The following is an 18,703-nucleotide window of genomic DNA, read 5'->3' as shown; positions in this document are numbered from 1 at the left end:
ACCGCCGTCGAACACCACCCCCCAACCCACCAAAACCCCGCACGATCTGAGAGAACGATCCGCCAAAGACGTCGCGATGTGAGAGAACGATCCCCCAAACCCCGCACGATCTGAGAGAACGATCCCCCAAACCCCGCACGATCTGAGAGAACATCCGAAGAAGGCGGCGCTCATCCGGCAACGCGCGTCCAAGGGAGGAACGACCGAGCGCGCAGAGGAAGACCGCCACCTTCGCGCCCACCCACGCACAAACACCCTTAAACGCAGAAAAGACCGGCAACCACAACGGTTGCCGGCCCTTTCAGGTATTGCGATGTACGGCGAACTAGGCCGAAACCTCAATCGTCGCCAGGTTCTTCTTGCCCCGGCGAAGGAGCAGGTACCGGCCATGAAGCAGTTCATCCTGCGCGATAACGGCATCGGGATCGGACACCTTGGTGTTGTTCACGTAAGCTCCGCCCTCCCCGATGGTCCGGCGGGCTGCCGACTTGCTGTCGGACAAACCGGCGGCCACCAACAAGTCGATAATTCCAAGACCGTCGGCGCTGATCTTCGCGGAGGGAAGTTCCGCGGTCGCTGCTTCCAGGGTGCGCTCGTCCAGGACGGTGAGGTCGCCGTTGCCGAAGAGTGCTGCCGAAGCGGCGATGACCTTTTCAGTCGCATCGATGCCATGCACCAAGGACGTGACTTCGAACGCAAGCTTCTTCTGGCCTTCCCGTGCAAAGGGACGCTCCGCAACAGCCTGGCCAAGCTCTTCAATTTCCGCACGTGAAAGGAACGTGAAGACTTTGAGCCGGTCCACCACGTCAGCGTCGGCCGTGTTCAGCCAGAACTGGTAGAACGCGTACGGGCTGCACATTTCGGGGTCCAGCCAGATGGCGTTGCCCTCGCTCTTGCCGAACTTGGTACCGTCCGAGTTGGTGATGAGCGGCGTACCCAGGGCGTGGACGCTCTTGCCTTCCACCTTGCGGATGAGTTCGGTACCGCTGGTGAGGTTGCCCCACTGGTCCGAGCCACCGGTCTGCAGTGCACAGCCGTAGTCGCGGAACAGTTGGAGGTAGTCCATGCCCTGCAGGATCTGGTAACTGAACTCGGTGTAGCTAATGCCCTCTTCGGAACTCAAACGGGAGGCGACAGCATCCTTGCGAAGCATGGTGCCCACCCGGTAGTGCTTTCCGATCTCACGGAGGAAGTCGATGGCACTCAGCGGCGCCGTCCAGTCCAGGTTGTTGACCATGCGTGCCGCGTTATCGCCCTCGAAACTGAGGAAACGGCGCACCTGCCCCTGGAGGTAGCCGACCCACTCCGCAACCGTGTCCTTGGTGTTCAAGGTGCGCTCCGCCGTCGGACGCGGATCACCGATAAGGCCCGTGGATCCGCCAACCAGGCCGAGCGGCTTGTGGCCAGCCAACTGCAGGCGCCGCATCAGCAGGAGCTGCACCAAGTTACCCAGGTGAAGGGACGGAGCGGTGGGGTCAAAGCCACAGTAATACGTGATCGGGTCCCCGGCGAGCAGCTTTTCCAGTTCCGTTTCGTCGGTGGAAACGTGGATCAGGCCGCGCCATTTGAGCTCCTGCCAGATGTTGGCAAAGGCGGGATCGTTGTGCTGGTACTCGATGTTGTTTACGTGTGACACGAGTTCTAAGTTAGCAGGATTGTTGGGTTCACTTTTCCTAGCGTTCGATGCCGGCGGGCAGCGGTGCCGCGGCGATGAGCCTGAGCCGCTGCGTGGGTCGGGTCATAGCGACGTAGAGGTCGCCCACCTTGCCATGCTCGTGATTGAGCATGGCAGCCGGCTCCAGGACAATGACGCCATCAAATTCCAGGCCCTTCGCCTCCTTGGGGCTGATGACCACGATGTCCTGCTCATAGCTTCCGGCTCCCGAGCCGATGCGGCGGCCGTAGATCCCGCGCAGCGCGGCAGCCGCCTGCGGCAGCAGTGGGCCGTCGGCGATGACAGCCAGCAGGGGCCGCCGTCGATTGCTTCCACTTCCTCAGGCAGGACCTCGACCAGGCGGGAGACAATTCCGTCCGCTTCGACGCGGTCCACGATGGGCGACCATTTGCCTTCGCGCACGGCCTTCGGAGCCGAGACCACGAGGCCTGCGCGGTTGGCCATCCGAACAGCGGCTTCCGCGATCTGGGACGGCGTGCGGTAGTTGACGGTGAGTTCTTCGAGCTGCCAGCGGTCACCGAACGACGGCGCGAGCGCGCTTTGCCACGAATTGGCGCCTGCCGCTGCACTCGTTTGGGCGATGTCCCCCACGATCGTGAAGGACTTCAGCGGGCAGCGACGCACGAGGAGCCGCCACTGCATGGCCGAAAGTTCCTGTGCCTCATCAACCACGATGTGGCCGAAAGCCCAGGAACGATCGCTCGTGGCGCGCTCGGCTGCGGTGAGCCGGTTCTCGCGTTCCTGGTTCTGGTCTGCCAGTTCTTCGGCGCTCACCAGGACATCCACGCCCATGGCTTCCATGTTGGCCAGGGTCTGCCTGGCGTTGGCCAGATCGCGGGCGCGGTCGGCTTCCTGCTGGGCCAGTCCCCTGCCCGCGGCAGGATCCAGCTCACCGAGCAGTTCGGCAGCTTCGTCAAGGAGCGGCACGTCCGCCTCGGTCCAGGGCGCATCCGCTGGCCGTTGCAGAAGGGATCGCTGTTCCGGTGTGAGGTGTGGCGTGCAGGCTTCCAGGATGGCGGGCTTGCTGAAGAGCTCGGAGATCAGCTTCTCCGGAGTCATCGGCATCCAGCACAGGTTCAAGGCGATGCGGACGTCCCGCGCAGACCGGACGTCTTCGGCGAGGTAGGCGCGATCGGCGTTATTGCCGATGTTCGACTCCTCGACGAGGTCCGTTAGTTGCTCCGTGAGCTCACGCAGAAGGATCTTGACGAACGTCAGCCGCGCTTCGTTGTGCGGCTTGCCCGTGGCCCGGGCCTTTTCCCGTGCGCGGCGGACCTGGCGGACGGTCAGCGTCAGCTTGCGGGAATCGACTTCGAGAATGCGGTCTTCTACAGGCGTGCGCTGCCGGTTCGCCACGGCGTTGGCCACCACCGTGGCCATATCGAGCTTGCCTTTGAGCGCAGCAACGTCCGGATCTTCCTCGGGAACAGCGTGGATTCCGGGCATAAGCCGGCCAAGACTGGCCATGACGACGCCGGTCTCGCCCAGCGAGGGCAGTACACGCTCGATGTAGTGCATAAACGACGACGACGGTCCCACCAGCAGAACGCCGGCACTCTTGAGCCGATCACGGTGCGTGTAAAGGAGGTAGGCGGCGCGGTGCAGTGCCACTGCGGTCTTACCCGTGCCTGGACCACCTTGTACGACGAGCGCGCCCGAGATCGAGGAACGGATGATCCTGTCCTGCTCCGACTGGATGGTTCCCACGATGTCCGACATGCGGCCCGTGCGCTTGGAATTCAGGGCCGCAAGGAGCGCGCCCTCGCCTTGCAGGGAATCGTTGTCCGCGAGCATGCCGGCATCCAGGACATCGTCCTCGATCGCCTTCACGTCCCGGCCTTGCAGGATCAGGTGTCGACGGCGGCGCACGCCTTGGCGGTCGAAAGCGGTGGCCTGGTAAAAGTGGCCGGCTTCCGGGGCGCGCCAGTCAACCATGAGCCGTTGGAGATCGGCGGTAGACAACCCGATACGGCCAATGTACTGGGCCTCCCCCGAGTCCAGATCGAGGCGCCCGAAGACCAAACGGTCATCGACGGCGTCGAGCTGGGCAAGGCGGTCCTCATACAGCGCGGCGAACGCGTCACGTTCGGACACGTTTTGCATGGTTCCCACTGCACCGGCCCTTGCGCACCTGGGCCAGCTGGGCACGCTTTTCTTCGCGCAGCTCATCGAGCCGGGCGTACAGCCCAGCAACGTATTCCTGCTCGTGGACCAAATCAGCGTCGTGCATCGAACCGTAACCCCTATCGCAAAAGACAGACCGTCCATTCTACAGCGATTTTGGTAAACGTGTTGGGTCCAGGTCATATGGCGGACCAGCAGCCAAAGTTCACGCCCGGTTGCGTGGCCGCGCTGCTTTGTACCGTGACACCGTTGGATCATCTTCGATCCAGAAGCGCCACGGATATTCCGTACTTCCACCGGGACCAGCTACCCCAACCCGCGGTCCGCTGGCCACGGCCGCTACCGGCGTCTTAGGCAGCCAAAAGCTGAACGGTGAGGCGAGCGCGTCACGGCCCGTGTCCGCCGTCGTAAGTCCCAACGCCGATGCCAGGCGTGCAGGTCCACTGGCCAAGTCCTTGTGTGTTTTGGAGGCAGGCCGCCTTACGGTGGCAAGCCCCTCGCCTTCTACAATATCGCCGGCCCGCAGAAGCAACGCCGACGGGGAGCCTGCTGGACCGCAGACGATGTTGGCGCAGTAGTGCATGCCGTAGGTGAAGTACACGTACAGGAAACCCGGTGGTCCGAACATCGGCGCGTTACGGGCCGTGGGACCGCCGAAAGTGTGCGATCCGGGATCGGGGTGTTCGGAATCGCGGGGGCCCATATAGGCCTCCACTTCAGTGAGTCTCACCGCGACTGGACCGGCTTCGGAGTAGTGGGTGAGCACCGCGCCAAGGACCAGTGGAGCGATGACACGGGGGTCGCCTTCGAGGAACTTACGCACTTTTTCGGGATCGCTGACTCCCTTCTCCATGGACGAGCTCATGCCCAGACCCTAGCAAAAATCGTGAAACGGCTATGTCCGATTTCCGCTAGCAGCGGACGTGCACTCCTGACAGGATGAAGGAATGGACTTCTGGCAGCGCTACAGGGCAATTGACGCCCGCGACACCCGCTTCGACGGACAATTCTTCACGGCCGTCAGCTCGACTGGTATCTACTGCCGGCCGTCCTGCCCAGCCCGTACGCCGAAGGCCGAGAATGTCACGTTCTACGAGACGTCGGCCGCTGCCCACGAAGCCGGGTACCGGGCTTGCAAGCGATGCCTGCCCGAGGCCGTCCCCGGAACACCGGCCTGGAACATCCGATCCGACGTTGCCGGCCGTGCAATGCGCCTAATCAACGACGGCGTTATCACCCGCGAGGGGGTCGACGGCCTTGCGCACCGCCTTGGCTACTCCGCGCGCCAGCTCAACCGCATCCTTAGCCACGAACTTGGCGCCGGCCCGCTCTCACTGGCACGGGCCAGCAGGGCGCAGACAGCAAGGACGCTGTTGGTCTCAACGAAGATGCTCCTCGCCGATGTCGCCTTTGCCTCGGGGTTCAATAGCGTGAGGCAATTCAACGACACCATCGGCGAGGTTTTTGCGATGACCCCGACGGCGCTGCGAACCACCGGTGCGAAATCGGGAGTTCGCAGGGGTGCCGGGGAGGCAAGCGACGGGACACCAGCCGCTCTGACGTTGAATCTGCCATATCGGGAGCCCTTCGACCCGGGAATCTTCGATTTCCTGGCGGTTCGTGCTGTGCCGGGCATCGAGTCGGCAAGCACCGGACACGACGGAACCAGGACCTATGCCCGAACCCTCCGCCTCCCGCGCGGCAACGCCACGTTCTCGGTGGCCTACAGCCCCTCAAGGCAGGGCAAGCCCTTGCAGTTGTCGGCTACGGTGGTGGACCTCCACGACCTCCCGGTGTTGTTGAGTCGTGTCCGCAGGTTGTTCGATCTGGACGCCGACCCAGAAGCGATCGACGACGCCTTGGCGATGGACCCCCGGCTCAAAGGGAGCATCAAGGAGGTTCCCGGAATTCGCGTGCCAGGAGCAGTCGACCCCCAGGAATTGCTGGTCAGGGCGCTGATCGGCCAGCAAATCACCGTTGCTGCTGCCCGGACGGCACTGACCCAATTATCAGCCCTCGGCTCCCCGATCGACGGCGGTGTCCCCGGTCTGGATCGCCTGTTTCCGACCGCGGCGGAACTCGCCGAAGACGCGTGCACCCTGCTGCGGGGACCCCAGCGCCGCATCGAGTCAGTGGTTGCCGTGGCCGAAGCGATGGCCACAGGGACCCTCGAGTTCGGCTACGGCGACGACGTTGCAGGACTGGAGCGAAAGTTGCTGCCATTACAAGGAATTGGGCCTTGGACCGTAGGGTATGTCGCCATGCGCGTGCTGGGAGCGCCCGACGTTTTCCTGAGCAATGACGCGGCCGTTCGAAACGGGTTGCGGATCCTCCCTCCTGGTCCCGGCCTCACCCCTGAATTCCGGGAAGTCAGTCCTTGGCGGTCCTACGCCACCATGCATTTGTGGCGGGCGGCAACGAAGCCCAAACACTCGTAGCTCCCGTTTCCGCTCTCACATCCCGGCGCCCTTCCGCGATCCTTCTCTCACATCCCCACGCCCTTCCGCGATCCTTCACTCACATCCCAACGCCCTTCCGCGATCCTTCACACACATCCCAACGCCTTTCGCCGTTTCCTCTCTCACATCTCAACGCGGCAGGAAGTGAGAGAGGAAAGGGGAAAACGCCGCGGGAAGTGAGAGAGCGTCGCCGGAAAAGCCTCAGGATCTGAGAGAACATCCCCAAGGGACAAGGACTCGCAGCTCCCTTTCGTCTCCCATAACCCCGCGTCGGCATTCAGCCGGGTGCCGACGTCGTACCGCTCCCCCGATGCATCAGGACGTTAGCGACCACGACCCAAAAAACGGCAGGAAGTGAGAGAAGGACGGCCGAAACACGTCAGGAAGTGCGAGAGCATCCACCGAAGCACGTCAGGAAGTGAGAGAGCACCGGCCGAAACACGTCAGGAAGTGAGAGAACATCCGCCGAAACACGTCAGGAAGTGAGAGAAGGACGGCCTAGCGGGCTGCAGGTTGTGCCGCCGGCCATGGGAGCAGCTCGGGCAGGTCGACGCCGTCGGCCGCCGCGGTAGCTCGCAGGCTTCCCAAGCTCGGTTCGCGGCCGGCGAGCCATGCCGCGATGTCCGTGAGCATGCCCGTAATGGCAATCGAGGTGCCCCCGTGGCCAATGACCCGCTGCGGCAGTCCTGTGGGCTGCAGGACAAATTTGTACTTCTCCGGAACGCGTGCTTCGAGGAAAGTGAACAGGTGCTCGCAGAAGGGCCGGCTCCAGGTTTCAGGCCCATATCCCAGTCCAAGATCCGATGCATGGATGGTGAGTTCGCGCCACAGTGCCAGACCGCCGTCGAGGACTGTTCCGTCCCGGTAGCTGATGCGCGCCTCCCAGTCGGCTGGTTCCAGTGCGTCAAACGCCGCCAAGGCACGAGACAGCGCGGTGTCAACGGACTCCTTATGGTCTGCGAGGCTGTGTCCGGCGGCCAGCTCGATGGCCTTGTTGCGGCCGTCCATGCCGCCGTCGTACAGTTCCACGGCCTCACCGCGCCGGGCGTACTCGAGCTGGCGGGCCATGGCGCGCGAAATCCCGGCAATATGGGCAAGGACGTGGCCACGGGTCCAGCCCGGGAGCTCGGACGGTTGCGGGACGGATGCCTCGTCCATTTTGGTGAGGAGGCGGGTAACGATGTCGGCGGCTTTGTGAAGCTCTGCGGGCAGCGCCCCAGTGGTGATCTGAGTCATAGCGCCATGCTAACGCACCCCTTAAAGCCCTGTGGGACGGCACGTGATGTGCCATCCCACAGGATTGATGGTGCGTTTAGCCGGCGTAGCTGCGTGCTGCATCCAGTTCTGCCGTGAGCGCCACCAATTGACGTTCGACGGCGGCCGGTGCAGTTCCGCCCTGGGAGTTGCGGCTGTTGAGCGAACCCTCAGTGCTGAGCACGCTGCGGACCTCGGGAGTCAAGTGCTCCGAGATCGCTGAATACTCTTCATCCGTCAGGTCCCACAGCTCAACCCCACGGCTTTCAGCCTGCTTGACCGCGGCCCCCGAAAGCTCGTGTGCTTCACGGAAGGGAACGCCCTGGCGGACGAGCCATTCTGCGATGTCCGTGGCCAGCGCAAAGCCCTGGGGAGCCAGGGACTCCATGCGCTCCGTGTTGAACTTCAGCGTGGCGATCATGCCGGACACGGCGGGAAGCAACAGCTCCAGGGTGTCGGCGGCGTCGAAGACCGGTTCCTTGTCCTCCTGCAGATCGCGGTTGTACGCGAGCGGCAGGCCCTTGAGCGTTGCCAGCAGTCCGGTCAGGTTGCCGATGAGGCGCCCTGCCTTGCCGCGCGCGAGCTCGGCAACGTCCGGGTTCTTCTTCTGCGGCATGATCGAGGACCCGGTGGAGTACGAGTCGTGCAGGGTCACGAAGGAGAATTCCTTGGTGGCCCAGAAGATGACTTCCTCGGAGATCCGGGACAGGTCCACTCCGATCATGGAGCACACCCATGCGAACTCGGCGAAGACATCGCGGGAGGCGGTGCCATCAATCGAGTTGTGGACAGCCGAGAAGAAGCCAAGATCAGCTGCAACGGCCTCGGGATCCAGCCCCAACGACGAACCGGCCAAGGCACCAGAACCATACGGCGAAACTCCAGCACGCTTGTCCCAGTCCTGGAGTCGCTGCACGTCGCGAAGCAGTGCCCAGGCATGTGCCAGAAGGTGATGGCTCAGCAATACCGGCTGGGCGTGCTGAAGGTGCGTCCGGCCAGGCATCGCAACACCCTGGTGGGCCTTTGCCTGCTCCACGAGTGCGTCGATGGTGGCGAGGACGCCAGCAGCGATGATCCGGGCATGATCGCGCAGGAACATGCGGCCGAGCGTTGCCACTTGATCGTTGCGGGAACGGCCCGCACGGAGCTTGCCGCCCAATTGTGTTCCGGCACGCTCGATCAGGCCACGCTCAAGTGAACCGTGAACATCCTCATCGCTCTCGGCCGGGAGGTAGGCACCGCTGGCGACGTCCTCGTCCAGCTGATTGAGGGCGGCAAGCATGCCTTCAAGTTCGGCGTCGTCCAGCAATCCGGCCTTCGCCAGCACGCGGGCGTGCGCCTTGGAGCCGGCGATGTCATAGCGGGCCAGCCGCCAGTCAAAGTGCGTGGACTTGCTCAATGCTGCCAGCGCATCCGCGGGGCCGCCGGCGAACCGACCGCCCCACAGTGCGCCTTCGTTTGTTGCGGACGTCATTACTCGCCCGAGACCCGCAGGTCGCGGCCGGAGGCAACCTTGGAGGACATGCCCCACAGCTCGATGAAGCCGCGCGCCATGGACTGGTCGAAGGTGTCGCCGGTGTCGTAGGTAGCGAGGTCGAAGTCGTACAGCGAAGTCTCGGAGCGACGACCGTTGACGATTGCCTGGCCGCCGTGGAGGACCATGCGGATGTCGCCGGAGACGTACTTCTGGGTGTCCTCGATGAACGCGTCCAGGGAGCGCTTCAGCGGGGAGAACCACTGGCCGTCGTAGACCAGCTCGGCCCAGCGCTGGCCAACGGTGGCCTTGAAGCGGGCCTGCTCGCGCTCGATTGTGACATCTTCGAGGTGCTTGTGGGCGGTGATCAGCGCCATTGCACCCGGTGCCTCGTAGATTTCGCGGGACTTGATGCCAACGAGGCGGTCCTCGACGACGTCGATGCGGCCAACGCCCTGCGCGCCGGCACGGCGGTTCAGTTCCTGGATGGCCTGCAGCGGGGTGACCTTCACGCCGTCGATGGCTACCGGCACGCCGGCTTCGAAGGAAATGGTGACCTCGTCCGGCGCCGGCGGGAATTCCGGCGTGGCGGTGTAGTCGTAGATGTCCTTGGTAGGTGCGTTCCAGATGTCCTCAAGGTAGCCGGTCTCGACGGCGCGTCCCCAGACGTTCTGGTCGATCGAGTACGGGTTCTTCTTGGTGGTCTCGATCGGCAGTCCCTTTTCCTCGGCGAAGGCAATCGCCTTGTCGCGGGTCAGGGCGAGGTCGCGGACCGGTGCGATGCACTTCAGGTCCGGGCCGAGCGTCTGGATGCCAACTTCGAAGCGGACCTGGTCATTGCCCTTGCCGGCCGCAGTGCAGCCGTGGGCGACGGTGGTGGCACCGAATTCGCGGGCAGCCTTCACGAGGTGCTTGACGATCACCGGACGCGAAATGGCAGACACCAGCGGGTAGTGGCCCTGGTAGAGGGCGTTGGCCTTCAGTGTCGGCATGGCGTATTCGTTGGCGAATTCGTCGCGGGCGTCGGCAACATAGGCCTCGACGGCGCCGCAACCGAGGGCGCGCTGGCGGATGGTCTCCAGGGACTCGCCGCCCTGTCCGACGTCGACGGCCACGGCGATGACCTCGGCGCCGGTGGCTTCACCGATCCAGCCGATGGCTACGGACGTATCGAGGCCACCGGAGTAGGCCAGAACAATGCGCTCAGTCACGAGAGTGCTCCTTTGTTGTTGCTTGGTTCATTTGAAATCAATGCTGCGTAAATCAGTTGTTGCCACCGCGGGCTAGTTTCCCGGTCCGGCTTCCTCGGCCATTCGCAGGAAACGGGCCGCCAGTTCGGCTCCGCCGTCGGGATCCCTGGCAACCAACAGCAGAGTGTCGTCGCCTGCGATCGTACCCAATACCGACGGCATTACGGAGTGGTCGATGGCCAGTGCCAGGAAGTTCGCTGCCCCCGGAGGTGTTCGCAGGACAACAATGTTGCCCGAAGCCTCGGCAGTTACAAGCAACTCACCACACAGCCGGGAGAGCCGCGCGTCCAGGATTTCCTGCGTGACGCCGCTTTTAGCGTTGCGGTCACCGCCCTCCCCCGGAACGGCATAGACCAGTGCGCCTTCCTTGCCGCGAACCCTCACCGCGCCAAGTTCCACAAGGTCGCGGGACAGCGTGGCTTGGGTGACCTGAACGCCGTCGTCCGCCAGCAGGGCTGCAAGCTCTGCCTGGGAACGCACGGACTCACCCGTCAGGATCGCGGTGATACGCGCCTGGCGGGCAGTCTTGGTGGCCGGGCTGGCGCCCGGAACCGACGGATTCGTGGACACTAGAACGTGCTCTCCCCAGTGCCCTCGACGGGAGAAAGACCTTCCACGAACGCAAGTCCGGAACGGTGCATCAGCCAGGCCATGAGTGCCTTCTGGGCATGGAGTCGGTTCTCAGCTTCGTCCCAGACGATCGACTGCGGGCCGTCGATGACGCCAGCGGAAATTTCATAGCCGCGGTAAGCAGGAAGGCAGTGAAGAACGACGGCGTCCGGCGCGGCCGCTGCCCATGGCGGCCTCATCCACGGAGTAGTCGCGGAAGAGCTGCAGCCGGGCTTCCTTCTCGGCTTCCTGACCCATGGATACCCAGGTGTCCGTTGCCACGACGTCAGCGCCTTTAAGGGCTTCGGCAGCATCGCTGGTGATGAGCACAGAGCCGCCCGTCTCGGCGGCACGCTCTTGTGCAGCAGCGACAATCTCCGGGGCCGGCCAGTAGCCAACGGGACCGGAAATACGGACGTGCATTCCAGCTGTGACGCCAGCCAGAAGGTAGGAATTGGCCATGTTGTTGGCCGCATCACCGAGGTAGGCCATGCTCAGGCCCTTCAGTTCGCCTTTGTGCTCCTTGACCGCCAGGAGATCCGCGAGGAGCTGGCAGGGGTGGTAGTCGTCGCAGAGGGCGTTGATGACCGGGACCTTGGAGTTCTCCGCCATGGCAACCAGGCCCGAGTGGGCCCCGGTCCGCCACACGATGGTGGAGACCATGCGCTCAAGGACCTTGGCGGTGTCCTCCACGGATTCCTTATGCCCGATCTGTGCTTCGCCGGGGTTGATGATGAGCGCGTTGCCGCCCATGTCCGCGATGCCGGTGGCGAAGGAAACACGGGTACGGGTGGAGGTCTTGTCGAAGATGACGGCGACGGTCTTCCGGCCATTGCCATCGGCCGCGAAAGGTTGGACGCTGTACGGCGCCGCTTTCATGCGGGCTGCGAGCTCAAGAACCTCGGCCTGCTCAGCAGCGCTCAGGTCGGTGTCCTTGAGGAAGTGACGGGTGGTGGATGTAGTCACTGTGCGTCCTTAGCAGTTTGGGCGGTAGCCGTTGTAATGAGCTCAGGCAGCGCAGCCAGGAAACGGTCTGCCTGCTCGATGGTGAGGATCAGCGGCGGTGCCAGCCGGATGGTCTTTGGCCCCGGGCTGTTGATGATGAACCCGGCGTCAAGGCCTGCAGTAACCATGGCAGGAGCTACATCGGCATTGACGTCGAATCCGATAAGGAGACCTTCACCGCGGACCTCAGTCACGGCGTCCACTCGGGCAAGACCCTCGCGTAGGTGTGCCCCGACACTCAGGACGTTCTGGAGGACACTTTGGCTCTCGATCGCGTGGAGCGTGGCAAGGGCAGCAGCCGTGGCCACGGGATTTCCACCGAAAGTGGTTCCGTGCTGCCCGGCGGTGAGCAGGGCCGACGTCGTGCTTCCGAAAGTAATCAACGCACCGACCGGGAAGCCGCCGCCAAGTCCCTTGGCAAGCGTGATGGCGTCGGGGACAATCCCCGCGTCTTCGCTGGCCAGCCATTTGCCGGTCCGGCCGATGCCGGTCTGGACCTCGTCCAAAATCAACAGGGCGCGGCCGCCGTGGTGGCTTCGCGGGCTGCCTGCAGATATTCGGCGCTCAGCGGCCGGACGCCCGCTTCGCCTTGGATTGGTTCCAGGAAGACGGCTGCCGTGGATTCGTCGACGGCGGAGCGCAGGGCTTCGATGTCACCGAACGGAATGTGGACCACGCCGCCGGGCAGGGGCTCGAACGGTGTCCGGTAGGCCTCTTTTGCCGTGAGTGCGAGCGCACCCATGGTGCGGCCGTGGAAAGCGCCTTCGAGGGCAACAATCTTGGTGCGCTCGGCGTCGCTGTTCCGGCGGGCCAGCTTGAACGCTGCCTCGTTGGCTTCCGTGCCGGAGTTGGCAAAGAAAACCTTGGATCCCGCGGGAGCATTGGTGATGGCCAGCAGCTTTTCTGCCAGAGCGATCTGCGTGGGGCTCGTGAAGAAGTTGGAAACGTGTCCAAGCGTGGCGAGCTGGCTGGAGATCACCGAGGTGACGAAGGGGTGGGCGTGGCCCAGCGCGTTCACGGCGATGCCACCGAGGAGATCCAGGTACTCCTTGCCGTCGGCGTCCCACACGAGGCAACCCGCGCCGCGGACCAGGACCCGCTGGGGCGTGCCGAAGACACCCATCAGCGACGAGTTGTAGCGGGCCAGCCAGTCAGCGCCTGAGCTGTGGCCAGTAATGGCGTCTGTTGGGGATTCCACCAGTTCTGCTTCGTTCGCGGTCATGCGTTCACTTCCTCGTCAGGGACAACTTGGGTGCCGATGCCCGCGGTCGTAAAGGTTTCCAGCAGCATTGAGTGCGGCAGCCGGCCATCCACGATGTGCGCGCGTTCCACGCCTTCGTCGATCGCCTTCAGGCATGCAGCCATCTTGGGGATCATTCCCGACTCGAGCTTGGGCAGCATCTCGCGGAGTTCGGAGGCAGTCAGCGAAGAGATCAGCGACGATTTGTCCGGCCAGTTCGCGTAGAGGCCCTCGACGTCGGTCAGGATGACCAGCTTGGAGGCGCCCAGCGCAGAAGCGACAGCTGCAGCCGCGGTGTCTGCGTTGACGTTCAGGACCTGGCCGGTAGTGGGACCGGAACCGTTGCCGTCGTCGAGGATTTCCGGGGCGACCGTCGAGATCACCGGGATGCGGCCGGCGTCGAGGATGTCCGTGATCCCGGCGGGGTCCACGCCTACAACTTCGCCCACCAGGCCGAGGTCAACTTCCTCGCCGTCCACCACGGTTCCGGTGCGGACTGCGCGCAGCAGGCCGCCATCCTCGCCGGACATGCCAACCGCATACGGACCATGGGAATTGATGAGGCCCACAAGTTCACGACCCACCTGGCCGGTGAGGACCATGCGCACCACGTCCATGGCTTCCGGAGTGGTGACGCGCAGCCCACCCTTGAACTCGGACTCGATGCCAAGCCGGCCCAGCATGGAGTTGATCTGCGGACCGCCGCCGTGCACCACCACAGGGTGGATGCCCACGTGGTGGAGGAACACGATGTCCTCGGCGAAGGCACGCCGAAGGTCATCGTTGACCATGGCGTTCCCGCCGTACTTGATCACCATGGTGGTTCCAGCGAAACGCTGGATCCAGGGCAAGGCCTCGATCAGCGTGCCCGCTTTGTCCTGGGCTGCTTCGGCCGAGACGTGGCTCGCGGACGTGGTTTCCCGGGTGTGCGCAGTCATAGTCATCCGCTCAGCTCGAGTATGCACTGTTCTCATGCACGTAGTCGTGCGTGAGGTCATTGGTCCAGATGGTTGCCTCGGCGTCGCCGGCCTGCAGGTCGATGTCGACGCGCACCTCACGCGGTTCAAGGTCCACCATGTTACGGTCCTCGCCGATGCTGCCGTTGCGGCAGATCTGCACGCCGTTCATGGACACGTTGAGCTGGTCCGGCTCGAACACGGCATCGGTGGTGCCCACGGCAGAGAGTACCCGCCCCCAGTTGGGGTCCTTGCCGAAGATGGCCGCTTTGAAGAGGTTGGAGCGCGCAACAGCGCGGCTAACGATCTCGGCGTCGCGTTCGCTTGCCGCGTTGAAGGTACGGATGGCGATGTCGTGGCTTGCACCTTCGGCGTCGCCGATAAGCTTACGGGCCAACTCGGCGCAGACCTTCGTAATGGCCTCGCTCAGCTGTTCCGCAGAGGGCAGTGCTTCGGAGGCACCCGAGGCCATCAGCACCACGGTGTCGTTGGTGGACATGCAACCGTCAGAGTCCGCGCGGTCAAACGTGACACGCGTGGCATCGCGGAGGACGACGTCGAGCTCGTCCGCCGGTACCTCGGCGTCGGTGGTGAGGACAACAAGCATGGTTGCCAGACCGGGGGCCAGCATGCCGGCACCCTTGGCGATGCCGCCAACTGTGAACTGCTTGCCTTCGGCGTCGGTTCCTGTGAAGACGGCCTCCTTGGAGACGCTGTCCGTGGTCATGATCGCCGTGGCAGCGGCCGAACCGCCGTCTGCCGAAAGCTCGCCGAACGCGGTTTCAACGCCCGGAAGGATCTTGTCCATGGGCAGTTGCTCGCCGATCAGGCCAGTGGAGCAAACCACGACGTCGGAAGCTGAGACTCCCAGCACTTCGGCCACTTTCTCGGCCGTGGCATGCGTGTTCTGGAATCCCTGCGGGCCAGTGCAGGCGTTGGCTCCGCCGGAGTTCAGGATCACGGCGTCCACACGGCCATCGCTGACCACCTGGCGTGACCAGTGAACTGGAGCAGCGGCGACGCGGTTTGAGGTGAAGACGGCGGCAGCGGACTTTCGCGGACCGTCGTTGACGACGAGGGCCAGGTCCGGGTTGCCGGAAGCTTTAATGCCGGCTTTGATGCCGGAAGCCCGGAATCCCTTGGGTGCGGTAATGGTCACGGTGCAACTCCCTGCAGGTTCAGGCCGGCGGTTTCGTCCAGGCCGAGGGCTATGTTCATGGACTGCACGGCTCCGCCGGCGGTTCCCTTGGTGAGGTTGTCGATAGCGCACGTGACAATGACGCGGCCGGTGTGTTGGTCGAAGGCCACCTGCATGACTGCGTGGTTGGAACCTTGCACTGACTTGGTGCTGGGCCACTGGCCCTCGGGGAGAAGGTGGACGAACGGCTCGTCGTCATAAGCTTCCGCCCAGGCCTGGCTGGCGCAGTTCGGCGTAGGTAACTCCGTGCCCGACTTTCGCAGTGGCCGTAGTGAGGATACCGCGGCTCATCGGAGCCAGGGTTGGAGTAAAGGACACCGTCACCGGCTCGCCGGCGGCATTGGAAAGCCCCTGCTCGATTTCCGGCGTGTGGCGGTGCCCGCCGCCAACTCCATAGGGGCTCATGGATCCCATGACTTCGGAACCGATCAGGTTGACCTTTGCCGCCTTGCCCGCACCGGAGGTACCAGAGGCCGAGACAATTACGACGTCGTCCGTCAGGAGGAGGTTATTGTCGAACCCCGGCGTCAAGGCGAGCAGGGCCGACGTCGGGTAGCAGCCCGGGACCGCAATGCGCTTGGCACCCTTGAGGGCGTCGCGCTGTCCCGGCAGTTCAGGGAGCCCATACGGCCAGGTCCCGGCGTGGGCCGAGCCGTAAAACTTTTCCCAGGCAGCCGGATCCTGCAGGCGGTGGTCCGCTCCGGCGTCGATGACTACTGTGCCTTCCGGCAATTGGGCAGCGATCTCCGCAGAAGCGCCGTGCGGGAGGGCCAGGAAGACGACATCATGCCCGGACAGGTTCTCCACAGTGGTGTCTTCAAGAATCCGGCTCGCCAAACCGTGGAGATGAGGCTGCAACTCCCCTAGTCTGGAACCGGCGTTGCTGTGCGCAGTGATCGCACCGATAGTGACGTTCGGATGGCCCGCAAGCAGGCGCAGCACTTCTCCCCGGCGTAGCCGCTGGCACCGGAGACGGCAACAGAAATAGTCATAGCTCCACTGTACAGCAAAACTATTCATGGGTGCCGATATTTATGCATGCCGTCTTCTGGCGAGTGCACGGCGTCACATAAGTTAGTGCGGACGGCGTATGCTTAGTGGAGGGTGATCCAGACCGTGCAGTCCGAACGTCGGCTGCAGCGTTGCCCGTTAGCGATACGGGGCACATATATGGCACCCACGTCCACCGCTGAGCGCCCCAAGACACGCGCAATTCAGCCAAACCCCGTTGTTCAAAGCTATTCGGAGCTCCTTAAGAGCGTGAAAGCTGCCGGTCTTCTCGAACGGCGCAGCGGTTCTACATCTGGCTCTTCGTAGCCCTCATGATCCTCATGGCCGCCACCTGGACAGGCTTCGCCCTGTTGGGTGATTCCTGGTTCCAGCTCTTGATCGCTGCCGCCGTGGGTATCTTCTGCACACAATTGAGCTTCCTGGCCCACGAGGCCGGACACAAGCAGATCTTCGCGTCCCGTCGCGCCAACGACTGGTCAGCCCGCCTCCTGGCAACAGGAATCGCAGGCATCAGCTACTCCTGGTGGGAGCAAAAGCACGGTGCCCACCACAACCACCCCAACGTCATTTCCAAGGACCCTGACATCCGGAACAACGCGCTGGTCTTCTACGAAGATGCGGCCGCCGAACGCAAGGGGCGCCTGGCCTTCCTGACCAGGAAGCAGGGCTGGTTTTTCTTCCCGCTCCTCACGCTCCTTGGCCTGAGCCTGCAATTCGACTCGCTTCGCTTTGTCTTCGGCAAGCAGAAGGTGCGCCACCGCTGGGTGGAGACGCCTATCCTGGTGGCCCGTCTTGCCGCCCTCCCGGTTCTCGCTTTCACCTTCCTGCCCATCGGTATGGCGTTTGCGTTCCTCGGTGTCCAGATCATGGTCTACGGCTTCTACATGGGTGCCTCTTTTGCCCCCAACCACAAGGGCATGCCTGTCCTTCCCAAGGACAGCCGAGTCGACTTCCTCAACCGGCAGATCCTTACCTCCCGCAACATCTCAGGCGGACGCTTCATGGACTTCCTGCTGGGCGGGCTGAACCGCCAGGTGGAACACCATTTGTTCCCTGACATGGCCCGGCCCCACCTTCACAAGGCAGCAGGAATCGTCCGCGAGTTCTGCACGAAGCACTCCATCCCGTACACGGAAACCACGCTGATTCAGTCCTACGGGATAGTGGTCAGCTACCTCAACGAGGTAGGCCTGGCAGCTGGTCGTGGCTTCGACTGCCCCGTCGCTTCGACGCACGGACGCTTCTAGGCCTCCACAACCAAAGGCGTCATCCTTCATAGGATGGGTTCTGGAACCGGGCACCGGAAGGACCGTCCCGGAGTAAGGAGCCACCATGACGCACGCGATTGTTGCCAAGGAGCCGGGAGGACCTGAAGTCCTCGAATATGCTTCCGTGGAGCCACCCGTACCTGGTCCCGGGCAGCTGTTGATCAAGGTCGCAGCTGCCGGGGTCAATTTCATTGAGACCTACCAGCGCCGCGGCACCTACAAGGTTGAGTACCCCTTCACCCCCGGCGCGGAAGCCGCCGGAACCATCGAAGCAATCGGTGAGGGTGTAGAGGACTTCTCTGTAGGTGACAGGATCGCCACTGCCGAAGGTTCCAGGACCTACGCTGACTACGCACTCGTGGACGCTGCGAGGGCGCTCCCCGTGCCGGCCGGCGTCGATGATCACACCGCAGCCGCCCTGCCACTGCAGGAATAACCGCCCACTACCTGATGAACTCCTCCTTCCGTGTGGAACCTGGCCACACGGTGCTGCTGCACGCGGGAGCCGGCGGTGTGGGACTGCTTCTAACCCAACTGTTGAAGGCGCGTGGGGCACGGGTCATCACCACAGTTTCCTCAGACGAAAAGGCCGACCTCTCCAAACTCGCCGGCGCCGATGAAGTCCTCCGCTATGAAGGCTTCGCGGACAAGGTCCGCGAACTTACCAACGGCGAGGGCGTCAATGTGGTGTACGACGGCGTGGGCAAGGATACGTTCGACGACTCCCTGCGGAGCCTGCGCATCAGGGGTTCCATGGTGCTCTTCGGCGCCGCTTCAGGTCCCGTCCCCCCGTTCGATCCCCAACGCCTGAACTCCGGCGGCTCACTGACATTGACCCGCCCCACGATGGGCCATTTCGTCCAGAACACGCACGAGCGGCGTTGGCGCTCAGCCGAGATCTTCGAGGCCGCAGCGAACGGCACGCTGGCGGTTCGGGTCGGCGCTACCTACCCCTTGGCCGAAGCGGCCCAGGCACACAGGGATCTCGAAGGACGCCTCACCACGGGAAGGTCCTGCTGCTGCCGTAACGGCAAAGCGATCATTCGTGCAACAAACCGTGAACGGCAGGAAGCCGCCGACACCTTTTGTTCACCTTTCTGGGCAAAGCTGACTGCGTGAGCACAGAACAATCTGCCGTGGCCGGGAACTTGGATGCCTTGGCCACACTACCGCCCCCAGT

At 63.6% G+C, this 18,703-nt stretch carries 9 protein-coding genes and 6 pseudogenes; 3 read left to right on the top strand and 12 right to left on the bottom strand.

All coding sequences use genetic code 11. The annotated features are described in order from the left end of the window. Positions 1 to 325: 325 nt before the first annotated feature. The 3 genes and pseudogenes from tyrS to LDP01_RS00065 all read right to left on the bottom strand — a co-directional run bounded on the left by tyrS (position 326) and on the right by LDP01_RS00065 (position 4,652). Positions 326 to 1,636 (bottom strand): tyrosine--tRNA ligase, encoded by a 1,311-nt coding sequence (gene tyrS, locus LDP01_RS00075; RefSeq protein ID WP_224089452.1) that lies wholly within the window; start codon positions 1,634 to 1,636, stop codon positions 326 to 328. Positions 1,637 to 1,673: 37 nt separating this feature from the next. Beyond that, a pseudogene (locus LDP01_RS00070) lies at positions 1,674 to 3,905 on the bottom strand (HelD family protein). A gap of 99 nt (positions 3,906 to 4,004) precedes the next feature. Then, a complete protein-coding gene (locus LDP01_RS00065) occupies positions 4,005 to 4,652 on the bottom strand; it encodes a DNA-3-methyladenine glycosylase (protein WP_224091188.1) in 648 nt (215 codons plus the stop codon). 94 nt (positions 4,653 to 4,746) lie between these two features. On the opposite strand from LDP01_RS00065, the gene LDP01_RS00060 reads away from it, so the two are divergent. Beyond that, complete coding sequence (locus LDP01_RS00060; RefSeq protein ID WP_224089463.1) at positions 4,747 to 6,237, top strand: DNA-3-methyladenine glycosylase 2 family protein; 1,491 nt, start codon at positions 4,747 to 4,749, stop codon at positions 6,235 to 6,237. A 519-nt stretch (positions 6,238 to 6,756) separates the two neighbouring features. Here LDP01_RS00060 and LDP01_RS00055 read toward each other — a convergent pair. The 9 genes and pseudogenes from LDP01_RS00055 to argC form a co-directional block, all read right to left on the bottom strand. Beyond that, entirely contained in the window at positions 6,757 to 7,494 is a 738-nt protein-coding gene (locus LDP01_RS00055) for a maleylpyruvate isomerase family mycothiol-dependent enzyme (protein ID WP_224089454.1), read from the bottom strand. Positions 7,495 to 7,570: 76 nt separating this feature from the next. Further along, positions 7,571 to 8,986, bottom strand: a complete 1,416-nt coding sequence (argH, locus tag LDP01_RS00050; RefSeq protein ID WP_224089456.1) for an argininosuccinate lyase — start codon at positions 8,984 to 8,986, stop codon at positions 7,571 to 7,573. Further along, positions 8,986 to 10,197, bottom strand: coding sequence for an argininosuccinate synthase (locus LDP01_RS00045; protein ID WP_224089457.1), 1,212 nt, complete (start codon positions 10,195 to 10,197; stop codon positions 8,986 to 8,988). The genes argH and LDP01_RS00045 overlap by 1 nt, the downstream gene beginning before the upstream one ends. A gap of 72 nt (positions 10,198 to 10,269) precedes the next feature. Further along, the gene (locus LDP01_RS00040; RefSeq protein ID WP_223936621.1) at positions 10,270 to 10,806 is read right to left on the bottom strand and encodes an arginine repressor; all 537 of its coding nucleotides are present in this window, start codon (positions 10,804 to 10,806) and stop codon (positions 10,270 to 10,272) included. Beyond that, positions 10,806 to 11,811, bottom strand: a pseudogene (gene argF, locus LDP01_RS00035) (ornithine carbamoyltransferase). The gene LDP01_RS00040 and the pseudogene argF overlap by 1 nt, the downstream one beginning before the upstream one ends. After that, positions 11,808 to 13,072, bottom strand: a pseudogene (locus LDP01_RS00030) (acetylornithine transaminase). The pseudogenes argF and LDP01_RS00030 overlap by 4 nt, the downstream one beginning before the upstream one ends. Continuing rightward, positions 13,069 to 14,028 carry an acetylglutamate kinase gene (gene argB / locus LDP01_RS00025; RefSeq protein WP_224089460.1) on the bottom strand — a complete coding sequence of 320 codons (960 nt, stop codon included), beginning with the start codon at positions 14,026 to 14,028 and terminating at the stop codon, positions 13,069 to 13,071. Before argB ends, LDP01_RS00030 begins: the two are co-directional and overlap by 4 nt. A 10-nt stretch (positions 14,029 to 14,038) precedes the next feature. Continuing rightward, positions 14,039 to 15,205, bottom strand: a complete 1,167-nt coding sequence (argJ, locus tag LDP01_RS00020; RefSeq protein WP_224089461.1) for a bifunctional glutamate N-acetyltransferase/amino-acid acetyltransferase ArgJ — start codon at positions 15,203 to 15,205, stop codon at positions 14,039 to 14,041. Next, a pseudogene (argC, locus tag LDP01_RS00015) lies at positions 15,202 to 16,236 on the bottom strand (N-acetyl-gamma-glutamyl-phosphate reductase). Before argC ends, argJ begins: the two are co-directional and overlap by 4 nt. Positions 16,237 to 16,414: 178 nt before the next feature. Here argC and LDP01_RS00010 point away from each other — a divergent pair. After that, positions 16,415 to 17,502 (top strand): annotated as a pseudogene (locus tag LDP01_RS00010) (fatty acid desaturase family protein). Positions 17,503 to 17,587: 85 nt separating this feature from the next. Then, positions 17,588 to 18,534, top strand: a pseudogene (locus tag LDP01_RS00005) (quinone oxidoreductase family protein); the annotation flags it as partial. Between the last annotated feature and the right edge of the window lie 169 nt (positions 18,535 to 18,703).

Source organism: Arthrobacter sp. StoSoilB13 (assembly GCF_019977255.1).
In the GTDB taxonomy this organism is placed as follows: Bacteria; Actinomycetota; Actinomycetes; order Actinomycetales; family Micrococcaceae; genus Arthrobacter.
This window is presented reverse-complemented; position numbering and strand designations above follow the sequence as displayed.